The sequence below is a fragment of the Pseudoalteromonas sp. CNC9-20 genome (genome assembly GCF_022347875.1).
In the GTDB taxonomy this organism is placed as follows: Bacteria; Pseudomonadota; Gammaproteobacteria; order Enterobacterales; family Alteromonadaceae; genus Pseudoalteromonas; species Pseudoalteromonas ruthenica.
The window spans coordinates 236,987-260,659 of sequence record NZ_JAKRFS010000004.1; the positions used below are offsets into that span (position 1 = coordinate 236,987).

Genomic DNA, 23,673 nt, shown 5'->3' on the forward strand with positions numbered 1-23,673 from the left:
GCAAGGGGCATGCATGAAAGTGCACGCACTTGCGTTGCACAGCTATGAAGTGGCAAAGCAGGACACCAGCGCCAGCGGCGCGATGCAGCTAGCCAAAGCCGTGCGAGATTTGAGCCGCCGCGAGCGGCCAATACAGTGGCATGCATTGGTGCTTTATATCACAGCGCCATCTCCTGCAAGTTTGAACCAAGCCCTTGAAAGTGTGAATACTGCTTGTCCTCTGCCTGTGTTTATCACCGCAGCGCGTTATGCTCGCTCATTGTCAGATTTAACGCGTCATAAAATGACTTTACCCACGGGCCATGAGCAAAGCATCGAGTGGCAAACACTCAGTGATGCGTGCCAGGTTCCTGCGCTAAGTCGCGCGTATCAAGTTGCTTCAACCAAGCTGATAAAAGGTGAGGGCCAAAACAGTGTTGGCAGCATCGATGAGGAATTAGCGGCGCTTGGCGAGCAAAAAGCTGCGCGGGATGCGCGGATAGATTCATGCTCGTTTAACGCGGCCCAACTTGGGCTTCGCACGAAAGCGATCACCGCGACCAGTGCACGCAGTCTGGCCGATACACTTGAGCGTTTGGGAGACAATCACATGCACTGGGCTTTTCAGGTTTATGTGGGGCGCCAACAGGCCATCGCACCACTTGTGGAGTTATTCAATTGATTGCATTAAATGGCGTTAAAGTGCCCGGTAGCAATACTCGGGTGCATGCCAATTTTGATTTGGCGGGAACAAACCAATCAGGGGTCGGCTCCTTTGCTATTACCAGTGAAGAGGGCACCAAACCCAAGGGACTCACGATTAGTACTGTGCTAAGAATGGATGAGCTCGACGCGCTTGAGCAAATCACCCGCTGGGCCGAGGCTGAAAATGATTACGGTGAGCGCCAAGTGTATACAATCACAAATGGGTTAGCGCAGAGCATGAAAATACGCCGTGCTAAGTTTGCGGGCAAGGTCAATGTCAAAGAAGATCAGACGCTCAAAGCGTGGAATATCACTTTTAAACTCGTCGAAGTTAAAAGTGTGGCCGAGAAAAAACAGCAGCAGTTAGACGAAACCAACAAAGGGATCAGCCAAAGCCCAGCTAAAGACGGACATGCACAAACCCTTGTGTTGTTCGAAGCGGCTGAGGGCCAATAGCATGAAGTTACAAACCTTACTCACTATCGGCGGCGAGGTGGTGACGCCTGCACACCATAATGTGGTGCTTTCTTTGCGCTCACCCGGGCGCGCGGTGTTTGTGGTCGCAGAAGACACATTACCAAGCGGCCTTGTAGAATTTCACATTGGTTATCAGGATAAATTAGTGCCGTACTTCTATGGTGTGATCGAGTCGAAGCAACAGCGAGCAGGGCGGTGGTTCATTACCTGCCGAGAGCTTGTCGGTGCCTTGTCTTTTGCGCTGCCTATCGCCAAACGTCACCCGACACTTCGCGATGTGTGCGACGAGATCGAGCGTGCAGGTATCACCATTGAGCTGCCCGATGCGGATTATGCCAATCGGAAGATCCCATGCTTCTATCACAGTGATGACGGTGTGAATGCACTGCGTAAGCTTGGGGCTGCGTTTGGTATCACTGATTATATGTTTCAGCAGCGCACCAATGGCAATGTGTATGTGGGGAGCTGGCATGACAGTGGTTGGCAAGCCGAAGATAAACTCATTACCACCGCCGAGCATATTTTTAAATCCAGCAATGCCAGCAGCGCGACACTGTTTGCGGTGCCTTATCTGCGCCCAGGCATGAAACTCAACCAGCGCTATGTTGGGCAAGTAGAACTTAAAGAAACGGAGCAAAGTATTTTATGGTCCCCGCAGCTGTCCGCCGTTTAATAGAGCGTTTTCATCCTGAGCTGAAGCAGCGTCAACACGTACCGCAATTGGCGCGCATCGAAGCTGTGTATGACTTACCCAACCAAGATGCGCAGATAAGCACGCCGTTTCGTGCTCATCTCGCCGTGGATATCCAGCTGCTAGCCCCCAGTGGCGAGCCAAAAAATACACCTGTTTACGAGCAGGTGCCCCTAGCCGTCAGTGTTGCGGCCAGTGATGCGGGGGTGGAATTGTCTCCGCATGTGGGCATGCAATGCTTGATTCAATTTATTGATGGTAATAACGCCATGCCGGTGATCACTCATCTTCTGCCATTTGGGCAACTTGTGAATGAGCGTAAACGTACTGACGTGTCACTCAAACAAAGTGCCCGTAGCCAGGTTCGTGGCACCAATGGTGATTGGCATATTCATACCGACGGTGAACTAGCACAAAGCGCCGATACCATGAGTATTCAGTCGCGTACGCGTTCGGAGCATTACCACCAAAAGAGTACGAGCATTGATTCGCATGATTCCACGCGCGTTGAAGGTAATCAACTAAATACCATCCTGGGCGCATTAAAAACCACAGTGGGTGAGAAGGCCTTGCTTATTGCATTAGATAACATGCAATTGGGCAGTCAAAAGCAGGTAGATATCAAAGCCCAAGGTAACATGATCCTTGAAACACTAAAGACGCTCCACGCCAAAGCCGCGAACTTAGCAAAGCTAGAAGGACAAACGGTTTGGGTGGGCAATGAATCGGTGAATGTGTTGCAAATATTGCTCGATTTGATTGCCGTGGTAAAAGACACCAATCAAACACTTGCGATGCATACACACGAGGGGGCAGGGAAGTCACAACAATCAGGTCAGTTTACAGGGTACATGAGCCAAGCAACGAATCTAGATAGCCAGCTTAAGCCCATTACTGAGTAGGTCGACTATAGATATCAATGTCTATTATCGAGCAAAGACGTCGGTGTCTATGTGGTACCAGAAGTGATTTGCCAGGTGGCATAGTTACGTTTAACTGTGTTGGCCAAGATAGATATATGTATCTATACATGCCGGTATATTTCCACTCAATTTGCTTCAATAAATGCGACAACTTCACGGCAACTTTTTGTCAGTGAAATAATACTTACGGCAACTTTACGACAACTTTTTAGTCTAGGAATAGGTCTGGAATGTTTCTATATATAGGCTGTATAGCGCGTGTTTAAAGGAAGGAAGTGTTCCCCGGCGTTGCGGCTGCGAATATCAGCCCTTGAACCCTAAGGTCAAAGGCTTAATTACTACCTTTTAAAAAGATAGTGGGTCTCACCCAAACGCCGTACAAACTTACTTTGCAGCTTCTTCTCGATAAACTTTATGTCTGAGGGGGTAATTAAATCTCGAGTCATCACGTCGATAGCACTTTCGCAGTGCGTATGTACGCAGGAAAGGCGACGTTTACCTGTTGGAACTTTTGTATATGTAAATTGCATGAAGGCCTCCTTGCCATACTTTACTCACTAAGTATTGAATAAGAATGGGTAAAAGCAAGGGTCGTGTTCCAACAGGGCGTCTTATAGAGGCTGTTTTGGTGGCTAGCAAACTTTTTATAGCCAATTATTTAAAGCGAAGATCTTACGAAGCGCCTCGTACAAGATTCTTATGAAGCTATGGTTTTCTTTTTTATTGAGCTAATTAATGGTTAGATGCCTCCATTTAAGTTACCTTGCTTAGTACTAAACGATGGTCTTAAGAAGCACAAATTAAGGATGAGCAGATGACACAAAATAAATTGATATACCACTATTGTGGTTCTGAGGCTTTTATGGGAATCGTTAAAAGTCGGCAACTCTGGGCTTCTGACATAACAAAACTAAATGATCCGAGTGAGAAAATGCAAGGTTACGATACTATCCAAAGTTTGGTAAAAAAGTACAGCGATCCTGGTAGTTTTACGTTTTTTAATCAAGCGATTAGTGGGGTTTATGTATGCAGTTTCTCAAAGGTTGACGACCTGTTAAGTCAGTGGAGAGGCTATGCAGATGACGGAGAAGGGTTCAGCCTTGGCTTTGATCGTGACGCTTTAAAGTCGATTGATGCGGAGGCATCTTCACCGAGTTCATCAAGCAATCCCAAAAGAAGGAGTAAAATTGAGCTTAGAGAAGTTTTTTATGATGAAAATGAATTTAGTAACTATTATGACCAATATTTCAACGGAAATTTGAGTGAAAAGCCTATACTGGGTAGATTTGGGGCCGCATCGGACTTAAATGAAGCACAAGGGTTACTAAAGATTCCTTTTTATTCTGAAGAAGAAGAAGTCAGAGCTTATATTACTTACCCCTCAATACATGACATTACAGTGTTAGAAAAAGAATTAGGAAGACAAGTCAGTATACGTAACACCAAGTATGGGCTTTGCTCTTACACTTTCATAACAATTCTAGCTAATTCTAATACTTCTCTGAAGAGGGTTGTCTTGGGCCCAAAAAACAAAAGTACAGAGGTCGATGTAGAAAGACTTCTTCGTATTAATGGGTATAACGACGTGGAGGTCAGTCGTTCAGAAGGTCAATACCGCTGACTGATTCCGTATTATCATTAGGAGCGCTACAGGGCTTCTATTCATGCCAATTGTTAGCACAACCAGTGAGATGGGAATAAAAAGCCGTGGCAAGCGTCCACGGCTTTTTCTATTGGACTTGATTAAGTGTGTTGTAATTAAACCAAGCGAATGAGTTATTGAATTGAAAAATGCGCGATTTAAGAAGCCGCTTAGGCTTGAGTTTTTAAAGGAGAAGTCAATGATAGAAAAATACATTACACTTGCTGATTACGTACGAAGCTCACTGTTCGAAATAGACACATGTCTAACTCTAATTTTGGACGAGTCACGCGGATATGATCTAGAGAAGAAGCAGCTAGACGCTTTGCTGATGCGTATTCATAGAGATATAAAATCCCTATACCAATTACCCGCTTGAAAAATAACTTTATAGTATATTGAGCCCTCATCACAAGAGGGCTTATTTGTCTTTAGCGTGAAGTTTGTGGGGGAACAGTTGAGTATAAACTTGCCAAAGAATGTTCAAGTTTCTATGCCCTGTCACTTGAGCAACTTCTTCTATGCTATACCCATTTTCAAACAGGCGACTGGCGCCTTCTCTGCGTAAATCATGGTAACGCAAATCATCTATACCTAAAGAGTTCCGAACTCGTTGAAACCCTGCGGTCACAGACTTTGAATTGTAGGGGAATATAAAGTCACTATCTCGAGGTTGGCGTAAAACAATATCAAAAGAACCAGCAAGCAATGGCACCACCATATGATTCCCCGCCTTTTTACGAGGATCTTTGCGGTCGCGAACTAGTATGGTCTTATGCTTTTCGTTTAAATCTTCCCAGCGAAGCTTGCACACTTCACCTATTCGCATACATGTTAAAATTGAAAAATCGAGAATATCCACAAAAGGTATGCGCACCTTACCATTAGGCCGGTAAGCCATGCGCTCCTGGAGCCCTTTACGTAATTTTTCTAACTCGTTGTTTGTTGGTCGGCGAGTGCGCTTTTGGCTTTTGCCCACAAGACCCATTTCAATTAATACAGGCACAGCATCTTCAAAAATAGAAACATTGGCATCGATATCCCAAACTGGCCCAGCTTTTTTCATGACGCTACGTAGATATGCAATATCATGATAAATGGTCGCAGGGCCAGCTCCTGCGCTTCTGCGGTTTTGGCAATGTTGAATCAAGTCACTGGTTTTAAGTTGGTTAGACATGACATTTGCCACATCACAATCCATGAGCATTTTAATTACAAACTGCTTAGTGCGGCCGGTGTTATTCCACAGATCATGGTTTTCATAATACATATTTAGCAAGGTACCGAGGGTGACGACTTTCTTTAGGTCGTTCACCAGACTCTCTTCAATAGAGTTGACCTTGTTTTTCCCCCATGTTTCAGCCAGTGCTCGTTTACTGAAAGTTTTATTTTCATTGTGTATAATCCGCCCGCGCTCTTTGTGCCGCACATTACACTTGTAGCTGAATCCAGATTTGAGTTTTCGTTTTTCTATTGTATATGATGCCATGAGGGTGCCTTTTTTAGTCTCCAGTCCTACCGTAATAGGGTGACATGAGGGTGACTGTATATAGAAATTCGAGGTAATTCAAGGTAATTTGGGGCAGTTGAGAGTATATGAAAAACACCACTGAACAAGGTCTTAGGCCAGTAAAATCAAGCGATTCAAGCTTTAGGCGTTTTAGCGTTGCTCCGATGCTGGATTGGACTGATCGCCACTGCCGTAGTTTTCATCGTATTATGAGCAAAGAGGCGGTGCTGTATACCGAGATGATCACCACCGGCGCTATTATCCATGGCAAGGGTGACTATTTGCACTTTAACCAGCATGAGCAGCCAGTGGCGCTGCAATTGGGTGGCTCAAACCCTGACGAGTTGGCTCATTGCGCGAAGTTAGCGGCACAACGAGGCTATGCGGAAATCAACTTAAATGTAGGCTGTCCATCGGACCGCGTGCAAAATGGTCGCTTTGGCGCCTGCTTAATGGCTGAGCCTGAGCTAGTCGCACAGGGGGTGGATGCAATGAAGGCGGTCACTGACGTCCCCGTGACGGTAAAAACCCGTATCGGCATTGATGAGCAAGACAGTTACGAGTTCTTGCTGGCGTTGATAGAGGCGAGTCACAAGGTCGGCTGCGATGATTTTATCATTCATGCCCGCAAGGCGTGGCTGCAAGGTTTGAGCCCGAAGCAAAACCGTGAGGTTCCCCCCCTTGACTACCCGCGTGTGTATCAGCTTAAAAAAGATTTTCCCCACCTTCATATCAGCATCAATGGGGGGATTAAAACCATCGCTGAATGTGAACATCACTTGGCGCATGTTGACGGTGTAATGATTGGCCGAGAAGCATACAGTAACCCTTACTTACTGGCCGAAGTAGATGCCGCATTATATGGCTTAGAGGGTTGCACACTGAGCCGCCACCAAGTGGCAGAAAAAATGCTTAGCTATATTGATGACGAGATGCGCCAAGGCGCGCGCTTTTGGCATATCGCTCGGCATATGTTGGGGTTATTTCAGGGCATGCCAGGTGCCCGTGGTTATCGTCGTCATTTATCTGAAAATGGCCACAAGCAAGATGCCACGGCCGATACTTTAGTCACAGCACTGAGCTTTGTCAGCTAACTTTATTGCTAAATACACTAAAAAATAGCTATTTTGCTAATTACATAAAGATGATTCAAATCAGAACCCTTTATTTTTCAATGTGATGAGTTTTGGCATGTAACTTGATGCTCACTTAGTGAATTAAACTAATAGGAGTATTCCCATGCGAGACTCTAGCTATCAACGCTTTTATCGCGATGCCTTGGATAAGAAGTTGTCGGGTGTGTGTGCCGGGTTTGCGAAACGTCATAACCTACCTGTTTGGCTCACCCGTATAGCGATGGTGATTTTGTTCTTAAATGCCCCAGTGCTGGTGGCAGCTATCTACCTTATTTGTCATTTCGTGTTTGACGAGCACATCGTGGTTTAGCCATATGAACACGTACAACCATGGCTGCAAATAACGCTCTATTTGCGGCTAGTACACTGATTTTATTACAGACACTCAGGCGTCATTAAGCTATATTAGGGTACAGTTAAAGTAACATAACAAGGAAGCGCTATGCTGCGTACAACCCTAGGTACCCTCATCTGTGCAGTGTCGTTACTGCTCAGTTTTCACAGTGCTGCTCATGGCGAACTTATGGTGAGTGAAGCCAAGGTGCGGACCTTCTTACCTGCTAGCGAGAGCTCGGTGGGATACCTTACGTTAATGAACCACAGCGATCATGACCGCGTACTGAAAAAGGTCGAGATCGAGACCCTCGGGCGTGTGGAGATTCATACTCATGAACATAAAAATGGCATGATGCAAATGCGTAAGCTTGAAGAGTTACAGGTTCCTGCGCACCAAACCCTGGTATTTCAACCCGGTGGACTACACTTAATGCTATTTGCGCCAAGTCAGAAACTGGTGGCCGGTGAGCAACTGAAAATGACCCTGTATTTTGCCGATGGCGACCGTGTGTTCACACAGGCACGCATCTATAACTTGCTTGAACAGTCGCAAGACAATAACAGCGATGAACATCAGCACCATCATCACTAGGAGTTATTATGTCTCAGCATAAAGGAAAGATTGCCGCAGCCATTGCTGCATTGTTTTTATTATTTTATCTCATTGCCGTTTATTGGAGCATTGAGCCCGATCGCTTCGATGTCGTAGAACAGGCAAAACAGCAAGCTAGCGAACGAAATGAGCGCTTAGTAACAGGTTATGTGACCACGTCGACGTTGATTAACGTCGCGCAAACATTACTCGACAAACCGGGCGGCTACCTTAGTAACGATATGGCTCCACCCAGCGTATTGATGGACAACATGCCGGCCTGGGAATACGGAGCGCTGGAGATGACCCGTGATTTAGCGTTGTCGATGCGTAAAGACTTTAGCCGTTCACAGTCGCAATCCACGGAGCACCCGTCACTGAAAAAAGCGCAGCCGCAGTTTAATATCAGTAGCACTGCTTGGATGTGGCCCAGTGCCGAAGGTGAGTATCAAAAAGGCATTGATTACCTGATTGCCTACCGCAGTCAAATCGCGGACAGTAACGACAGACAAAGTCAGTTTTATGCCCGTGCGGATAATTTACGTACTTGGGTAAAAGAGGCTGAAAAGCGTTTGGGTAGCCTCAGCCAACGCCTCAGCGCCAGCGTGGGACAAGAGCGTGTTAATACCGATTTGGCTGGCGATCGCGAAGCACATCAAGCGACATATGCACCCATGCAGCAAGAGGTGCGCACCTCTTGGTGGGAAATTGACGATGTATTTTATGAATCTCGGGGAGCTACCTGGGCGTTGCTGCATTTCTTGCACGCTATTGAGCACGATTTTGCCGATGTTTTGGAAAAGAAAAATGCTAAGGTAAGCGTCCAGCAAATTATTCGCGAACTGGAAGCAACACAAGAGCCTGTGTGGAGCCCTATGGTGCTTAACGGCAGTGGCTTTGGCCTTGTAGCTAACCATTCGTTAGTGATGGCAAATTATATTTCTCGTGCTAATGCGGCACTAATTGAGTTAAGCGAGTTACTCGCACAAGGATAAAAAGGGTAGATGATGAAACAATACTTTGTGGCTGCAGGTTTATCGCTTGCAGCGATGGCGCCAATGGCCCATGCCGATACCGTGTTAGGCCTTTATGTGGGGGCCGAAGGTTGGCAGGCTGAGCCAGAAGGTAGCTTTGGCAGCAAAGGCTATGCGCAGCAAGATTTCAACTTCGATGATGAAACCTTCACCAGCTACTACGCAGCATTGGAGCATCCAGTTCCTTTGGTTCCTAACGTCAAGCTACGTTACACCGAGATGGACATCAGTGGCGGAGCACTGCTTAACCAAACCTTTGAATTTGAGGGAGTCGATTTTGCTGTAGGCAGCAACATCATGACCAATGCAGAGCTCAGTCACACCGATTATGTGCTTTACTATGAGATTTTTGATAACGATGCGGTGTCGATTGATTTAGGTTTGAGCGCGAAACAGTTTGACGGCGATATTTATGTTGCCCAGACCGACAACAGTTCGTCTGTGCGCGTTGATTACTCAGGGTTTGTGCCACTAGTGTATGGTCGCGGTGAAGTGGGCTTACCTTTTACTGGCTTGAGCGCATTTGCTGAGGGCAGCTTTTTCGCATTAGATGACAGTACCGTGCATGACTACCAAGTCGGCGTGCAGTGGGAGTTTATAGATAATCTAGCGGTGGATGTGGCTGTACGTGCAGGCTACCGAGCGATGATGATTGAACTTGATGATGTTGATGATATCAATACTGATATTGATGTTTCAGGCCCCTTTGCAGGGCTACAAGTTCACTTTTAAATAGTAAACTTTGAAAAAGCGGCGCAGGCCGCTTTTTTTGTATTTATGACCACTCTAAATCGAAGTCACGCTGCAGTGCTTGCTCTATTGCTTGCTTAAACGTAGGGCTCAATGTGGCACGCAGCAACCGCCTTAATTCATCACCCGTTTGGGTGAATTTGTAGTAGCTCAGAACTAAGTCACTGTTTTTGGCTGTGAGCGTTAATGAGGTATCGTAAAAGCGCAGTTTTAGCTGCTGTTTGGCGCGAAAGTTCGCTGACTCAATTTCTTTGCGATACAGCACAGCGCAATCCATCAAGGTTAATATTTGAGGGTAACTGAGTCCCGCCTTGGCCAAGTTGAGTTGCTCCTTATTGCCTTTGCGCAGTAAGTCGAATAACGACGGGCGTTTGTAATAACCCAATAAAATAATATGAGAATGATCAAAGTCGAGCTGAGCACACAGTGCAGCGGCTTTTTGTATAGCCAGTGCCTCGCGCTGGGTCATTTGCTTTAGGGTTTGCAAGCTCTTGATACTAAAGGTCCCCGGAGCCAGCGTTTCTCCAGCAAGAATTTTTGCCCATAACTGCTGCATGGACGCTGTTGCGGAGTCTTCGGCAAGCGACATAAAGCGCTCAAACCAATCAGGGTCAACATAGCCATCGGTTTTAGTGTCTGGGCAGTATTGCATGGCCTGGGCGAGTATTGACTCTATATTGTGTTGCTGTCTTAGGCGCTTGAGCTCTTCACGTTTGAGGGCTCGCTCTGCAAGAGGCACTCGTTGATCGAATACAAACCCACTGGGGCGAGCCCCTTGGCGGGAATAGCCTCCTTCTTGGGCCGGTACAGGTAAAGAGTTGCGCTGTTTTTTTATTTTAAAACCAACTCGTTGGGCAATAAGTTGCGCCAGTTTGGTTTGCGCAGTGAAGGTTTTACTGCTCATCCTTGTGCTCCAATTCCACCACTGTTTTTAAATTATTTAGGCTATGAGTCATGGTATTAGCGAGGGTATGTTCGGTAAACCAGACCAAATAGGGGCCAATGACGGGTAGAGTGATTTCACCTTGTTGCTGCCATAAGATACGGGTCTGCTCCCCTGAACTGATTAATTGAAACTGGCCATGCGAGAGGTATTCGTTATTGACCAGTAATTGATAGTTGAGAGTAGATGCACTGTCACTGACAATACTTAGCTCCCCTTGGGAGCGTTGCCCTTGCCAGCCTAAATGAGCGCCAACTCCTTGGGCTTGCGCACGAACTTCTAAACGAGCTTGTTGGTCGAATTGGCGTAGCGCTAGCCATTGTTGCCACTGAGTTAAATCCCACAGCCAAGGCTTTATCGCTGCGCTCGGCACATCCAGAGTAATACTGCGCTCAACGCGATAATGTTGCTTGGCGACAAGGCCAATCAGCACCAGTATGAGCGCGAGTAAAACTAGAGTTTTTATTACATTGCGTGCTAGGGTTATCACAGTACCTCTGCGCAGAAACACAAAAAGCATAGTCGAAAGATTAGACTATACTGTTAGAACTTAATTTTCTATCTCCGTAGTTGTGAATATTGCTCATCTAAGTAAGTGAATATTCGATTGTTTACGGTTTCGAAGGAAGGCTATGTCTTCGCCAAGTAGTGATTTTATTTTTCTTAATGAAGAATTTGACGAGGAGCCGGCTAAACCCCAAGAGTTTTGGGATGTGCTCATTGTTGATGACGACTCTGAAATACACTCAGTGACGGAGTTAGCCTTGTCTAACTTTGAGCTCAACGGTAAGGGGTTGCGCTTTCATCACGCTTTTAATGGTACGCAAGCGGTTGATATTTTGCGTGACAATCCGCTTATTTCGGTGGTGTTACTTGATGTTGTTATGGAAAGCGACGATGCCGGGCTAATTGTTGCCAAACGGGTGCGTGAAGAGTTAAAAAATCACGTGGTACGCATTGTGTTGCGTACAGGGCAGCCAGGTTATGCCCCTGAAGAGCAGATCATCCGTCAATATGATATTAATGACTACCGCACTAAAACTGAACTGACCCGCTCGAAGCTTGCCACCACCATGGTAACGGCTTTGCGCTCGCACCAGCAGGTAACGCAATTATCTATGCAAAGTCATGCCCTTTCCCAAGTGCTGCTGGCAAGTGAGCAAATACTGAATTTCAGCCAGTTACTGCCTTTGAGTCGCGCAGCAATTAAACACCTTGCTCATTTTACAGCGGGTCCGCAACAAGGGGTGGTGTGTGGCTTAGATGATGACGGTGTGGAGATTGTCTATGGGGGCACTGGTGAGTATCAAAATGTGCATCACCAACATCTCGAAGAAAGCGCTTTAACGGCCTCTGTAAAAGAGCAGATCAAAGCCAGTTTTAAATTAGCTCAGCACCAGCATAACGAACACTCGGTGAGCTTTTTCTTTCGTGCCAAACAACAGCAGTATGTCATTTGCCTTGAGGGTGAACACATTATTGAGCATGCGCTGATGCAATACATTGACCTACTTTTAACCAATGTGGGGGTAGGCCTCGACAATGTGCTGTTGGTAGATAGGTTACGTAATGTTGCGTTTAAAGACTCACTTACGGGGTTATGTTCACGTAACGGCTTTATCGCCGCTTTGGAGCGCTTACAAAAAAACACAAACGCCCACGATTATTTAGTACTGATTGATATTGCCCGGTTTGCCGACATCAATGAAGGGCTCAGCCACGATATTGGTAATTTACTGTTAGTTGCTGTGGCGCAGCGTTTGCAAGCGCAGCATCAACAGACGCAAGTCGTAGCGCGGCTTGGCGCAGATCTCTTCGCTGTAGTAAGTAATGAGGAGCAACTCCCCTTTGCGCAATTACACCAGTTGTTGCGTGCACCCTTTATCGCGGCTGAGCATCAGCTGCATTTAAATTTTACCTTCGGATTGTGCACTCAGCCTCATTTTGACAGCACTGCGCTGGGCACCTTAAAGCGAGCGTCGATCGCGTTAAGCCATGCTAAAGCCGATATTAGCCATAGTTACTGCTACTTTGATAAACAAATGGAAGAGCAGGTGAGCCATCGCTTGGCGATGATAAGACGCCTACGGGAAGACTTTGCAGATGGCAAACTAGAGGTGTGGTACCAACCGCAAGTAGATTTGGCAACGGCGCAGCCTTATGGTTGTGAGGCACTATTGCGTTGGCCGATAGGGCAAGGTCAGTTTATTTCTCCGGCCGTATTTGTGCCTTTGGCTGAAGACGCGGGGATGATTATAGAGATTGGCCAGTGGGTGCTTGAACAGGCCTGTGCCAAACAGCGAGAGCTAGCCCAGCATGGCGTTGATATGCAAATATCGGTGAATGTCTCGGTGCCACAGTTTAAAGCGTCTGATTATGCTCAGAGCGTTGCGCAAACCTTGGCACGCTTTGCCGTACCCAGTGATAAAATAGAGTTGGAAATCACCGAAAGCGTTGTTATGGACGAGGTTGAGCAGGTTACGCGCACGCTTAATGAGCTCAAAAGTTACGGTATTGACGTGGCGATTGATGATTTTGGCACTGGATTTTGCTCGTTAAGTTACTTACACAAGTTACCCTTTGATCGGCTCAAGATAGACCGAGCTTTTGTTAAAGGGATCCCCGAGCAGGACAACGGTGAAATCGCCGAGCTAGTGGTCTCGTTAGCTAACAGAATGAATTTACGGGTTATTGCAGAGGGCATTGAGACCGAACAACAGCTGCAATTTTTAAAATCCATTGGTTGTCACGAAGGGCAGGGTTATTACTATGCGCAGCCCCTAGATGGCAAAAAACTTGATACTTACTTAAAGTTGAGCAACTAACCTTCACTAGGCTGGCCGCGATTTAGGGCTAACGCTGTGCTAAAACATAAGCGTTAACCCAGTAGCTTCTTTAGTTGAAATAGACAGCTTGAAAGGTGGCTAAGTTGCTCCCTTGCTCGTCACGCAAAACCAGTTTTTCACCCATGATGTCGTAGCTGAACGTGTTCATTAACGCTTCACTCATTGCACTTTCTTGCGCCATCGAGTCCATACACATTTTCTTGGTGCTAGCGACTGCTTTAAAACGCAAGCCGAAATGTTGTCCCTTAACATATTGGCCAGTAAAGTTGTTGCAGCCTAAGTAACCACTTACTTTACCATCATCGTGAAACTGCATATGCGGCTCACGTTCAGTTACTTGTACCTTGTTACCTTTCAAGGTGATGGCTTTCCAATAGGTATTAGTCAGAGACACATCGGGCTTCGCAACTTTTTCCATCATGACTTTGATTGGGCTTTGTGACTGCACGGTGCCAAAGGGATCGTTGTGCTCAGTGGTAATGTAGAGTAGTTCGCCATTACGAGTGACTTTGGCACTCACACTGTAACGCATATTGGCGATTACTTCAGACGAGTCAAAGGTGAGCTCAACGTTATACGGGGGCGCTCCCTCCAAGGGCAGGGTTTTACTTGCCAGTTCTTTTGCGGGTGCGTCCATCAAGGAAACATCGGCTAAGGTAACCTTTAGCTCAGCCCCAGGCGGAAGCAAACTGCGGTCGCGGTACATAACCTGAACCTGCATGGTTTTGCTCTGCACCGCAGGAGCTATATTTTGCTGTTGCGGCTCAACTGAGCTGCTACAAGCGCCAAGTAGAAGTGTGGTCAGAGCCACGGCGGGTAAAGTGACATTCATACTCATTACATAAACTCCTTAAATGCTAACGAAAGTGTAAGAAAATATGCATTAATAGGTACTTAATGTAGTACATCGCCATGACACTGAGGGTTTTTATTTTTTTACATATTGCGTGACAATGACTATGCGCTGTCCGTCTACACGTCCTTCGATGTGTTCAGGGTTAGAGGTCAAGCTGATATTGCGCACGGCGGTGCCACGTTTCGCCACCAAGCTTGAGCCTTTTACATCTAGATCTTTAATAAGTGTCACGGTATCACCTGCATTTAAGCGCACGCCATTGGCGTCGAGGTGAATAACATCTTCTTCTTCAGCAATGGCAGCCTGAGCCCATTGCTGTGTTGGTTCATCCAAATACAGCATATCAAGCATGTCCATGGCCCAGCCGTGCTCGGTACTTAATTGGTTCAACAACCGCCAAGCTACAACTTGTACTGCTGGGATTGGGCTCCACATACTGTCATTTAAACAATGCCAGTGGGTTGCGCTGAGTTGCTCATCACCATTAAGCTGCGCTGCACAGGTGGCACAGACTAAAATAGCTTTATCTGAATGGGCTTCGCCTTCAGGTGGTACCGCATAGACGCTGAGATTATCTTGACTGGCGCATAGTTCGCAGGTGTTATTACTACGCTGCTTGAGGGTCTGTTCAATACTCATAGTTAACTTTTGGTAGGGAGAAATGGCAATTATAACCAAAATAACCTTACAAAAGGTAATGTTTTACAGGTAAAGCGCGATATATCGCTGCTTCAGCTTCTCATAGAAACCTTGGCTTTTTAGCTCCTCAATTGCTTGATTCACTCGAGGCAATAGCGGCTGATGTTCGCGCAGCAAGCGGATATGCATCTGTCCGCTTGAGTGGCGAGCCCCTAAAACGATATCAACACCCAAACGATGAGCCCAATATTTAGCCGGTAAATCGCCGATGATCGCCACATCAATGCGACCTCGATGTAGAGCTAGGATCAACTCTCGTTCGCTATTAAAATCCATACGTTCGAACCTATTATCATCATGATAGTAATACCCTCTTACCGTGCCCACTGTTTGGCGAAAAATGCTGTCGCGTGTTTGGTATTGATGTACTTTAGATGTTAGGGCCACTAGATACTCATCGACAGGAAACAGCGGTGCAGAGAATACAAACTTTTCGTCGTGGCGCTGCGCTTGGGAAAGCCAACTAGGACTGATGACTTCAAAATCCAGTTGCTTTGCTTGAATGGACTGAACGGTGCGTTTAGGAGGCAAGCTCACATGTTGGCTAGCAATCTCTGCTTCGCTCATTACTGCCGCGATGTATTCGCGAACAATGCCTGGGTGCTTTGCGCTTTGCGTAGCATAGGGGTACCAACTTCCACTGGCGTTGACATTATATTTTAACGGCTGGGCACTGACCGATGAAGAAATCAGCAAGGTCATGACACATAAGCAAACTACGTAGAACCGCATTCGTTTTAAGAAATTAAGCTATTTACTAACTAGCATAGTGGTAATTCAACTATTGCGCAGGTGTGAAAAGAAGAAAGTGAAACTTTACAGTGACAACTCACCGATTAAGCGTTATATCAGTAATAGAGCGAAGAGTTTAGCGACAGGTGGTAAATGCAACAATCAGACTCCCAGACCCCTTCACAGCTGGAGGCGCAATATGTCGCCCGGCAAGCGCTTTTCTCAAGCACCGGCGAATTAGTTGCTTATGAACTTCTCTATCGGGATTCGCCACAAAATTGCTTTCCTCAAGGAATGGGAGACTCAAAAGCCACGGGTCGCATGTTTTTCGACCTTATTTTGTTGCAAGGGCTTGAAAAAGTCAGTGCCGGCTTACCTGCTTTTTTAAACTTGGCCACAGACGCATTACTTGAGCAAATCCCCCAGCTACTTCCTAAAGATAACACGGTAATTGAGATTGTTGAGCGCAGCCGAGGTGTCTCTGAACTTGTTCATGTCGTCAGTGCCTTAAAGAAAAAAGGATACCGATTTGCACTGGATGATTATGATCAAGATCCCAAGTGGCAGCCACTGTTAGAGCTGGTGGATTACATTAAAATTGAAATGGAGCCAAAACTTATCAGTACAGTGATGCTGATAAAAAAATTGCGCATGGTGTATCCACAAGCACAAATTATTGTTGAGCGCATTGAGACCCCTGAGCAGGCAAAAGCAGTGGTGGGGGCCGGAGCCGATCTGTTACAGGGGTATTTTTTTGCCAAACCCGCGATGCTGGAATTTAAAAATATTAGCCCTGCCAAGCGTGTGATTATTGAATTACTGCAGTTAACCATGAGTGCTGAAATTGATTTCAAAGAAATCGCCAAACGCATTAGTGTCGATGTTTCGTTGACCGCGCGGATATTAAGAATGGCTAATGGCCTCAGTGGTACGCGCGCCAATATCAGCTCCCTACAACAGGCAGTGACTTACCTTGGTGAGCAAAGTATTCGTCGCTTTATTCGTGTTCTCGCACTGGGAGAACTAGGCGCCCAAAAACCCGCAGAGCTGACTAAGCTGGGGTTAATGCGTGCCCAGCTTATTGCCGAATTAGTGTCGCCGGCAGGCAAGGCGATGGTAGAGCAGGGTTATCTTCTTGGGCTGTTATCTGTACTTGATGCCGTGTTGGATGTGTCGCTGGAAAACTTGGCCAAGGAATTCTCCCTTGATGGGGCGCTCAGCGGTGCCTTACTTAATGCCCAAGGAATGCTGGGCCAAGCTCTTAACTTGGCGTACGCATGCGAACAATGTCAGTGGCCACTCGCCGAGGAAATTTTGCAAACCATTCGCCCAGCCAGTGAACCGCAGGTATTGTATGCAGCGCTGTCACAATCGCGAATTTACTGCGATAAAACCATGGAATTGCTTAGCGACTAGCGACACAGTATGCTGACCTTGAGTTATAAATTTGGAGCGCGTTTGTGGGTCGCATTGTTATCGTATTGTTTTTGCTTGGGTCCTTGGCGCTTCTTGCGGTGGCGGTTACTCAGCCGGCGTTGACTATCGAGGCAAAAATTGAAAAGTCACAACTAGCCAATACCGCAGTGGATGCCTTGGTAGCTGAATCCGACTCGCAGAGTCGGCGTATGCTCAGTATGCTGTCACAAATGTTGGGACTAGATAAGCTCGAGGGGCAAATAGACGCCTACGGCAAAACGCGCAGTATTTGGGGGACGGTGAGTGAACTCTATCACCATGACAACGTGCTGGTCGCAGTATTAGTGGGAGCATTTTCACTGCTTATACCGCTGTTTAAAACCTGCTTACAATTATTAGCAATGCTGATAAACACACGGCAATGGCGTTTAAAGCTACATTGGCTAAGTGCTCTGCTAAGTAAGTGGAGTATGGCCGATGTCTTTGTTTTAGCGCTAATTATTACCTATCTAGGAGGTAATGCTGATGACCACTTTGGGCAGCTTGTGGATATGAACGCGCAACTGCACATTGGTTTTTGGTTGTTTTTCGCGTATTGCCTGATGTCGATTATATCAAGTATACTGATTAACCAAGAGATGCGGCGCGAGCTGCAAACACATAGCAAATAACCTAACCAAGGCTTTCATTCACTATGGCGAAAGTGACGCATTACATCATCACCTTATTGCTGCTAGTTTTAACTAGCACGCCGGTGAGTGCGTCGGTGCAAAGCCAGTGTACTCATATGCAACAGCAAAATGATGCTATGAGTTCGATGATGGCACATCACGCGGTTATGGCCGATAGCCAGCCCAGTCAACATGACTGTTGCGAGCAGGATATGCAGTGCACCTGCCCAGATAGTTTGTGTCATGCCCAAGCTTTTATAGCCAACAGCATGGTTGTTGCAAGTACCGTTGTTGCGACGAAGTCACATCTACAACCGAGTCGTGCCCCCACGCGACTCGCCACCAGCCTATTTAGACCCCCTATTATCGCTTGACCTAGCACCAGTGCGTCCGGCGCACAGCAACATACTGTTGATATCTCTATTTCTAGGTAAGCAAAATGAAACAATTAGTGAAGTATGCACTCGCGATGGGTATTGCGGCTGCAGTTACTTGGGGTGTGACCCAAGTAAGTCACGATGATGCACCCGCATCATCAACCGAAGAACAACAAAGCGCTGAGAAACAGCCGCTCTACTGGGTCGCGCCAATGGACTCCAGCTATCGCCGCGATGGTCCGGGAAAATCTCCTATGGGGATGGATTTGGTGCCGGTCTATGACGAGCCTGAAGATGAGCCGGGCGTCATTGCCATTAGCGCCAGTGTTGAGAACAACCTCGGTGTTCGCAGTGCGCAAGTGTCCAAGCGGCAACTGGTTAACTCGATTACATCGTTTGGCAATATTCGCTACGATGAAGAAGCCATGGTTCATGTGCACCCGCGAGTGGCGGGTTGGGTTGAACAGCTTTATGTTAAATCTGCAGGCGCGAAAGTCAGTCAGGGCCAGCCTTTATATACTTTGTATAGCCCTGATTTAGTCAACGCTCAAAAGGAATTTATTCTTGCCCTTAATAGCCAAGACGAGGTGCTGCGCAGCGCCGCAGTCGCTCGCCTGAAAGCGTTTAAAATTGCCCCCAGCTTTATCGAGGAGCTCACCGAAACACGCAAGGTGCAGCAGAACATCACCTATTATGCGCGACAAGATGGTGTGATTGAGCAGCTTAATGTGCGCGAAGGCTTTTACGTTAAGCCCGAAAATTCATTAATGGATATCGCTGCAACCGACCAAGTATGGGTGATTGTCGATGTCCATGAGCGTCAATTGCCGTATTTAAACGAAGGCGCAGACGCGGTGATGACGCTGGATTACTTACCACAAATGCGCTGGCGTGGCAGCGTTGAATACGTCTACCCTAGCCTTGATACGACGACGCGCACAGCCCAAGTGAGATTGCGCTTTGCCAATCCAAATGGTGCGCTCAAGGCGAATATGTTTGCCAAAGTTGTCATTGATGCCAGCAATAACGCCCCGACCTTGAGTGTGCCCCAGCAAGCGGTAATTAATACCGCGCAAGGACAGCGTGTGGTGCTGGCTCTCGGCGATGGACGCTTTAAATCGGTAGCGGTGCACACCGGTCGCGTGGCCGATTCATGGGTTGAGATTCTCGCCGGCTTAGAGCCAGGCCAAGAAATAGTGACCTCGGGTCAGTTCTTACTGGATTCCGAGTCGAATAAACAAGCTGAGCTGGCGCGCTTAGATAAACGCGATTATGCCCATGCTAGGGTGAACGGTGAAGTAAAAGCCATTAATCACGCTGAGCGTACCCTACGTATCGCGCGAGGTCCGATTGCAAAATGGAATCGCGAAGCGACGACTATGGACTTCAAATTAGATGCCGGGCTGGCCACTGATTTTCTCAGTGAAGGTATGCAAATCCGCTTTCGTTTTGAGATACGCGCAGGGCAATTTGTGATCACCGATATTGAGATCCTAAGCGAGCAGGAAGGTGCATCATGATCGCGGCAATTATTCATTGGTCGATAAAAAACCGAGCCCTAGTGGTTTTAATGACCTTGATGCTCACTGGGGCTGGTTTATATACCTTAAAGAACACCCCGGTTGATGCAATTCCAGATCTGTCCGATGTGCAGGTGATTGTCAAAACCAGCTACCCTGGTCAAGCCCCTCAGGTGGTACAAGATCAGGTCACCTTTCCACTCACCAGCGCCATGATGTCAGTGCCGGGGGCAAAAACCGTGCGCGGTTTTTCGTTCTTTGGCGATTCTTACGTCTACATCATTTTTGATGATGACACCGATATGTACTGGGCCCGCTCACGCGTACAAGAGTATTTGTCACAAGTAGAGGGAGACCTACCGAGCAGCGCTCAGCCGCGTCTGGGTCCCGATGCCACCGGGGTCGGGTGGGTGTACATTTATGCCCTCACTGACACCACAGGCAGCCATGATTTAAGTGAACTGCGCAGTATTCAGGACTGGTTGCTAAAGTACGAACTGCAAGCGGTGCACGGGGTGTCCGAAGTGGCCACGGTCGGTGGCATGGTAAAGCAGTATCAAATTGAGCTCGACCCGCAAAAATTACGCGCCTACGACATTCCTGTGGCGATGGTGGCACGGGCGGTAAAAGATAACAACCAGGCGATTGGCGCCTCTGTGATAGAACAAGCCGAAGCCGAGTATATGGTCACTGCGACCGGTTATATTCAATCTACTGACGCATTAGCGCAAACGCCGTTGGGGATTCAAAACAATGGTGTGCCCTTGCTGCTGCGCGATGTGGCGCGAGTGACGCTGGGGCCGCAAATGCGCCGGGGTATAGCTGAACTTAACGGTCAAGGTGAGGTTGTTGGCGGTATTGTGGTGATGCGCTTTGGTGAGAATGCTCAGCGTACGATTGATGGTGTTAAGGCGCGCCTAGATGAACTGCGTGGCAGCCTGCCCGACGGCGTGGAAATTGTCCCGGTGTACGACCGCTCAAATCTCATCGGCAACGCTATTGATAACTTAGCTGATAAGTTGCTTGAAGAGCTCATCATTGTGGCATTGGTGTGCGCGGCCTTCCTTTTTCACCTGCGCTCTTCGCTGGTGGCGGTGATCACCTTACCGCTGGGTATCTTAGTGGCATTCATCGTCATGTATATGCAGGGAATTAACGCCAATATCATGTCGTTGGGCGGGATTGCTATCGCCATTGGGGCAATGACCGATGGCGCTATTGTGATGATAGAAAACATGCATAAACACATGGAGCGAGAGCCGCTAAACAAGGATAACCGCTGGCGTATTGTTGCGCAGTCGGCGGCCGAAGTGGGGCCGGCGCTATTTTTTAGCTTGCTTATTATCACAGTGAGCTTTTTGCCGGTGTTTATTCTTGAAGCCCAAGAGGGGCGCTTGTTTGCGCCGCTGGCGTTCACCAAAACCTATGCAATGGCGGCCGCTGCCGGCCTTGCTATTACCGTGGTCCCTGTACTTATGGGCTACTTTATTCGTGGCAAGGTAGTCAGTGAGAATAAAAACCCATTAAACCGGCTATTGGTTGCGCTTTATCGGCCGCTGCTCGGTGGCGTATTGCGTTTCCCTAAGATTGCTTTGTTATTAGTGCTGGCAGTGGGTGGGGCAACCTACTACCCACTGAGTAAGCTGGGGAGCGAATTTATGCCGCCTTTGGATGAAGGTGACTTAATGTACATGCCCACCACTTATCCAGGGTTATCAATCGGTAAAGCGCGAGAACTACTGCAACAAACCGATAAATTGATCAGCACCGTGCCAGAGGTGGCATCGGTATTCGGTAAAATAGGCCGCGCTGATACCGCCACAGATCCTGCACCATTGACCATGATTGAAACCTTTATTCAGTTTAAGCCAAAGAGCCAGTGGCGTGAGGGCATGACCATCGATAAGCTTAAGGACGAGTTAGATGCCCTCGTTAAATTTCCTGGGTTAACCAATGCTTGGGTGATGCCGATAAAAACCCGGATCGATATGCTCGCCACCGGTATTAAAACCCCGGTGGGGATCAAAGTGGCGGGGCCAGATTTAAATAAAATTCAAGAAATTGGTCAGGATATTGAGCGTTTATTGAAAGACTTTCCCGGCACCGCCTCGGTATACTCTGAGCGGGTGGCAGGAGGACGCTATTTAGATATTCGTTTTGACCGCGCGCTGCTTGGCCGCTATGGGCTGTCTATGGCGCAAGTGCAAAGCATGATTGCCACTGCGGTAGGGGGGCAAACCCTAACGCAAACTATCGAAGGGCAACAGCGTTACCCCATTAACCTGCGCTTTCCGCAAAGCTACCGTGATTCGCCACAAAGTTTAGGGAGGTTGCCCATTATTACCCCTACTGGCGTGCAATTACAGCTCGATGATGTTGCCGACATTCGCGTCACTTCGGGGCCTGCGGGGATCAAGAGCGAAAACTCGCGCATTAACGGCTGGACGTTTGTCGATATCAATAACGTCGATATGGGCAGCTATGTTAGTGAAGCTAAAGCCTATCTGCAGCAGTCTTTGGAGTTACCTCCTGGCTACTCACTGCGTTTTGCGGGTCAGTATGAATATATGGAGCGGGCGAAAGCCAAGCTCAGTTATGTGGTGCCCTTGACCCTCGCTATTATCGCTATTTTGTTGTTTTTAAACTTTCGCCGTTTTGCTGAGGTCGCCATTATCATGGGCACGGTGCCATTGGCGCTTATCGGTGGGGTGTGGTTGCTTTACCTGATGCAATTCAACCTGTCGGTGGCTGTGGGTGTGGGCTTTATCGCTCTTGCCGGTGTCGCCGTAGAAATTGGCGTGATTATGCTGGTGTATTTAAATCAAGCTTATGATGAGGCCAAGCTCCAGCATGGGCCATTAACACCGGCTCAGTTACGCCAAGCGATTAAAACCGGTGCTGGATTGCGAGTGCGCCCTGTAATGATGACGGTTGCGACCATTATTATTGGGCTGTTACCCGTACTCTATGGCAGCGGTACCGGCAGTGAGGTTATGAGCCGCATTGCCGCACCTATGGTCGGTGGCATGGCAAGTGCATTGTTGCTGACACTGATCGTTATCCCAGCTGTGTATTTCTTATGGCGGGTAAAACACACAAACAAGGAGTCGAGATGAGTAATAATCATATTTATCGCAAACCGAGTTGTCCATTTGGTGAAAAGGCCATTGCGCTCCTTGATAGCCAGAATGTTGACTATGAAGATCATGTTTTTGCCGATAAGGAAGAGGAGCAAGCACTTAAATCTCGCTTCGATGTTGGCACTACACCGCAAATCATCTTGGATGGTGAGCGTATTGGCGGCTTCGATGATTTACAGCAGCACTTTGGTGTACAGAGCGATGAACAAGACGATGAGCAAAGCTATACGCCCGTTATAGCAGTATTTAGCACCGCTTTTACTATCGCTCTTGCGCTAAGCGCCGGGCATATGGGATGGCAATTATCGACCTTAGTGATGAGTTTTATGGGCGCATCACTGTGTTTATTGGCGCTGTTAAAATTGATGGATATAGGCAGTTTTGTTAATGGCTTTAAACAGTATGACCTACTGACCATGAAGCTCCCTGCTTATGGGTACATTTATCCGTTTTTAGAGCTTGCCGCCGGACTGGGGATGCTCAGCGGCTTATGGCCATGGGCGACGGCTGTGATTGCGACTTTTGCTGGTCTTATTGGCGGGATATCGGTATTTAAAGCCGTATATATCGATAAGCGTGACCTCAACTGTGCGTGTGTTGGTGGTAATCAATCCGTCCCTTTAGGGGCCGTCAGCTTTTCTGAAAACGCCATCATGTTGGTAATGGGTCTTTGGATCTTTTACACCCTAGGGTGAAAT

The 23,673-nt window shown here is 47.5% G+C and carries 23 protein-coding genes; 17 read left to right on the forward strand and 6 right to left on the reverse strand.

Features of this window, described 5'->3' with window-relative positions; all coding sequences use genetic code 11:
* Window positions 1-13: 13 nt before the first annotated feature.
* From MHM89_RS11500 to MHM89_RS11520, 5 genes are all read left to right on the forward strand, one after another.
* Window positions 14-661, forward strand: coding sequence for a hypothetical protein (locus tag MHM89_RS11500; RefSeq protein WP_239408844.1), 648 nt, complete (start codon window positions 14-16; stop codon window positions 659-661).
* The gene (locus MHM89_RS11505; RefSeq protein WP_239408845.1) at window positions 658-1,140 is read left to right on the forward strand and encodes a hypothetical protein; all 483 of its coding nucleotides are present in this window, start codon (window positions 658-660) and stop codon (window positions 1,138-1,140) included. Before MHM89_RS11500 ends, MHM89_RS11505 begins: the two co-directional genes overlap by 4 nt.
* Before the next feature lies 1 nt (window position 1,141).
* Window positions 1,142-1,834 (forward strand): hypothetical protein, encoded by a 693-nt coding sequence (locus MHM89_RS11510; protein ID WP_239408846.1) that lies wholly within the window; start codon window positions 1,142-1,144, stop codon window positions 1,832-1,834.
* Entirely contained in the window at window positions 1,807-2,754 is a 948-nt protein-coding gene (locus tag MHM89_RS11515; RefSeq protein WP_239408847.1) for a hypothetical protein, read from the forward strand. Before MHM89_RS11510 ends, MHM89_RS11515 begins: the two co-directional genes overlap by 28 nt.
* 835 nt (window positions 2,755-3,589) lie before the next feature.
* Window positions 3,590-4,396: a DUF2971 domain-containing protein gene (locus MHM89_RS11520; protein WP_239408849.1), complete on the forward strand. Its 807-nt coding sequence runs from the start codon at window positions 3,590-3,592 to the stop codon at window positions 4,394-4,396.
* Window positions 4,397-4,838: 442 nt separating this feature from the next.
* On the opposite strand, the gene MHM89_RS11525 is transcribed toward MHM89_RS11520, so the two are convergent.
* Window positions 4,839-5,906, reverse strand: a complete 1,068-nt coding sequence (locus MHM89_RS11525) for a site-specific integrase (RefSeq protein WP_239408850.1) — start codon at window positions 5,904-5,906, stop codon at window positions 4,839-4,841.
* A gap of 107 nt (window positions 5,907-6,013) precedes the next feature.
* Between MHM89_RS11525 and dusA the strand changes: the two genes are divergently transcribed.
* From dusA to MHM89_RS11550, 5 genes are all read left to right on the forward strand, one after another.
* The gene (dusA, locus tag MHM89_RS11530) at window positions 6,014-7,021 is read left to right on the forward strand and encodes a tRNA dihydrouridine(20/20a) synthase DusA (protein ID WP_239408851.1); all 1,008 of its coding nucleotides are present in this window, start codon (window positions 6,014-6,016) and stop codon (window positions 7,019-7,021) included.
* A 145-nt stretch (window positions 7,022-7,166) separates the two neighbouring features.
* Window positions 7,167-7,373, forward strand: coding sequence for a PspC domain-containing protein (locus tag MHM89_RS11535; RefSeq protein ID WP_239408852.1), 207 nt, complete (start codon window positions 7,167-7,169; stop codon window positions 7,371-7,373).
* A 132-nt stretch (window positions 7,374-7,505) separates the two neighbouring features.
* Window positions 7,506-7,991 (forward strand): copper chaperone PCu(A)C, encoded by a 486-nt coding sequence (locus MHM89_RS11540; protein ID WP_022945388.1) that lies wholly within the window; start codon window positions 7,506-7,508, stop codon window positions 7,989-7,991.
* 8 nt (window positions 7,992-7,999) lie between these two features.
* Window positions 8,000-8,986 (forward strand): DUF2333 family protein, encoded by a 987-nt coding sequence (locus MHM89_RS11545; RefSeq protein ID WP_045979210.1) that lies wholly within the window; start codon window positions 8,000-8,002, stop codon window positions 8,984-8,986.
* Window positions 8,987-8,998: 12 nt separating this feature from the next.
* Window positions 8,999-9,757: a TIGR04219 family outer membrane beta-barrel protein gene (locus MHM89_RS11550; RefSeq protein WP_235419627.1), complete on the forward strand. Its 759-nt coding sequence runs from the start codon at window positions 8,999-9,001 to the stop codon at window positions 9,755-9,757.
* 43 nt (window positions 9,758-9,800) lie between these two features.
* Here MHM89_RS11550 and MHM89_RS11555 read toward each other — a convergent pair whose 3' ends face one another.
* Window positions 9,801-10,679 (reverse strand): TIGR03899 family protein, encoded by an 879-nt coding sequence (locus tag MHM89_RS11555; RefSeq protein WP_045979212.1) that lies wholly within the window; start codon window positions 10,677-10,679, stop codon window positions 9,801-9,803.
* Window positions 10,669-11,208: an SRPBCC family protein gene (locus MHM89_RS11560; protein ID WP_162197073.1), complete on the reverse strand. Its 540-nt coding sequence runs from the start codon at window positions 11,206-11,208 to the stop codon at window positions 10,669-10,671. Before MHM89_RS11560 ends, MHM89_RS11555 begins: the two co-directional genes overlap by 11 nt.
* A 142-nt stretch (window positions 11,209-11,350) precedes the next feature.
* Between MHM89_RS11560 and MHM89_RS11565 the strand changes: the two genes are divergently transcribed.
* Entirely contained in the window at window positions 11,351-13,543 is a 2,193-nt protein-coding gene (locus MHM89_RS11565; RefSeq protein ID WP_239408853.1) for an EAL domain-containing protein, read from the forward strand.
* A 70-nt stretch (window positions 13,544-13,613) separates the two neighbouring features.
* On the opposite strand, the gene MHM89_RS11570 is transcribed toward MHM89_RS11565, so the two are convergent.
* From MHM89_RS11570 to MHM89_RS11580, 3 genes are all read right to left on the reverse strand, one after another.
* Window positions 13,614-14,402, reverse strand: coding sequence for an META domain-containing protein (locus MHM89_RS11570; RefSeq protein ID WP_022945394.1), 789 nt, complete (start codon window positions 14,400-14,402; stop codon window positions 13,614-13,616).
* A gap of 90 nt (window positions 14,403-14,492) precedes the next feature.
* Window positions 14,493-15,059: an alkylphosphonate utilization protein gene (locus tag MHM89_RS11575; RefSeq protein ID WP_022945395.1), complete on the reverse strand. Its 567-nt coding sequence runs from the start codon at window positions 15,057-15,059 to the stop codon at window positions 14,493-14,495.
* A gap of 63 nt (window positions 15,060-15,122) precedes the next feature.
* The gene (locus MHM89_RS11580) at window positions 15,123-15,821 is read right to left on the reverse strand and encodes a transporter substrate-binding domain-containing protein (RefSeq protein ID WP_045979215.1); all 699 of its coding nucleotides are present in this window, start codon (window positions 15,819-15,821) and stop codon (window positions 15,123-15,125) included.
* A gap of 183 nt (window positions 15,822-16,004) precedes the next feature.
* On the opposite strand from MHM89_RS11580, the gene MHM89_RS11585 reads away from it, so the two are divergent.
* From MHM89_RS11585 to MHM89_RS11610, 6 genes are all read left to right on the forward strand, one after another.
* Window positions 16,005-17,267, forward strand: coding sequence for an HDOD domain-containing protein (locus tag MHM89_RS11585; protein WP_045979216.1), 1,263 nt, complete (start codon window positions 16,005-16,007; stop codon window positions 17,265-17,267).
* A gap of 44 nt (window positions 17,268-17,311) precedes the next feature.
* Window positions 17,312-17,938, forward strand: coding sequence for a paraquat-inducible protein A (locus tag MHM89_RS11590; RefSeq protein WP_045979217.1), 627 nt, complete (start codon window positions 17,312-17,314; stop codon window positions 17,936-17,938).
* A gap of 23 nt (window positions 17,939-17,961) precedes the next feature.
* A complete protein-coding gene (locus MHM89_RS11595) occupies window positions 17,962-18,312 on the forward strand; it encodes a hypothetical protein (protein WP_151173436.1) in 351 nt (116 codons plus the stop codon).
* A gap of 65 nt (window positions 18,313-18,377) precedes the next feature.
* Window positions 18,378-19,835 (forward strand): efflux RND transporter periplasmic adaptor subunit, encoded by a 1,458-nt coding sequence (locus tag MHM89_RS11600; RefSeq protein ID WP_239408854.1) that lies wholly within the window; start codon window positions 18,378-18,380, stop codon window positions 19,833-19,835.
* A complete protein-coding gene (locus MHM89_RS11605; RefSeq protein WP_151173434.1) occupies window positions 19,832-22,951 on the forward strand; it encodes an efflux RND transporter permease subunit in 3,120 nt (1,039 codons plus the stop codon). The genes MHM89_RS11600 and MHM89_RS11605 overlap by 4 nt, the downstream gene beginning before the upstream one ends.
* A complete protein-coding gene (locus tag MHM89_RS11610; protein ID WP_239408855.1) occupies window positions 22,948-23,670 on the forward strand; it encodes a glutaredoxin in 723 nt (240 codons plus the stop codon). Before MHM89_RS11605 ends, MHM89_RS11610 begins: the two co-directional genes overlap by 4 nt.
* The last annotated feature ends 3 nt before the right edge of the window (window positions 23,671-23,673 follow it).

Excerpts from the sequence above, each read along its gene's own strand:
- MHM89_RS11605 (WP_151173434.1), top strand. The coding sequence starts at position 19,832 with ATGATCGCGGCAATTATTCATTGGTCGATAAAAAACCGAGCCCTAGTG.
- MHM89_RS11555 (WP_045979212.1), bottom strand. The coding sequence starts at position 10,679 with ATGAGCAGTAAAACCTTCACTGCGCAAACCAAACTGGCGCAACTTATT.
- MHM89_RS11520 (WP_239408849.1), top strand. The coding sequence starts at position 3,590 with ATGACACAAAATAAATTGATATACCACTATTGTGGTTCTGAGGCTTTT.
- MHM89_RS11600 (WP_239408854.1), top strand. The coding sequence starts at position 18,378 with ATGAAACAATTAGTGAAGTATGCACTCGCGATGGGTATTGCGGCTGCA.
- MHM89_RS11575 (WP_022945395.1), bottom strand. The coding sequence starts at position 15,059 with ATGAGTATTGAACAGACCCTCAAGCAGCGTAGTAATAACACCTGCGAA.
- MHM89_RS11610 (WP_239408855.1), top strand. The coding sequence starts at position 22,948 with ATGAGTAATAATCATATTTATCGCAAACCGAGTTGTCCATTTGGTGAA.
- MHM89_RS11500 (WP_239408844.1), top strand. The coding sequence starts at position 14 with ATGAAAGTGCACGCACTTGCGTTGCACAGCTATGAAGTGGCAAAGCAG.
- MHM89_RS11540 (WP_022945388.1), top strand. The coding sequence starts at position 7,506 with ATGCTGCGTACAACCCTAGGTACCCTCATCTGTGCAGTGTCGTTACTG.
- dusA (WP_239408851.1), top strand. The coding sequence starts at position 6,014 with ATGAAAAACACCACTGAACAAGGTCTTAGGCCAGTAAAATCAAGCGAT.
- MHM89_RS11570 (WP_022945394.1), bottom strand. The coding sequence starts at position 14,402 with ATGAGTATGAATGTCACTTTACCCGCCGTGGCTCTGACCACACTTCTA.
- MHM89_RS11565 (WP_239408853.1), top strand. The coding sequence starts at position 11,351 with ATGTCTTCGCCAAGTAGTGATTTTATTTTTCTTAATGAAGAATTTGAC.
- MHM89_RS11525 (WP_239408850.1), bottom strand. The coding sequence starts at position 5,906 with ATGGCATCATATACAATAGAAAAACGAAAACTCAAATCTGGATTCAGC.
- MHM89_RS11535 (WP_239408852.1), top strand. The coding sequence starts at position 7,167 with ATGCGAGACTCTAGCTATCAACGCTTTTATCGCGATGCCTTGGATAAG.
- MHM89_RS11585 (WP_045979216.1), top strand. The coding sequence starts at position 16,005 with ATGCAACAATCAGACTCCCAGACCCCTTCACAGCTGGAGGCGCAATAT.
- MHM89_RS11580 (WP_045979215.1), bottom strand. The coding sequence starts at position 15,821 with ATGACCTTGCTGATTTCTTCATCGGTCAGTGCCCAGCCGTTAAAATAT.
- MHM89_RS11515 (WP_239408847.1), top strand. The coding sequence starts at position 1,807 with ATGGTCCCCGCAGCTGTCCGCCGTTTAATAGAGCGTTTTCATCCTGAG.
- MHM89_RS11595 (WP_151173436.1), top strand. The coding sequence starts at position 17,962 with ATGGCGAAAGTGACGCATTACATCATCACCTTATTGCTGCTAGTTTTA.
- MHM89_RS11510 (WP_239408846.1), top strand. The coding sequence starts at position 1,142 with ATGAAGTTACAAACCTTACTCACTATCGGCGGCGAGGTGGTGACGCCT.
- MHM89_RS11545 (WP_045979210.1), top strand. The coding sequence starts at position 8,000 with ATGTCTCAGCATAAAGGAAAGATTGCCGCAGCCATTGCTGCATTGTTT.
- MHM89_RS11550 (WP_235419627.1), top strand. The coding sequence starts at position 8,999 with ATGAAACAATACTTTGTGGCTGCAGGTTTATCGCTTGCAGCGATGGCG.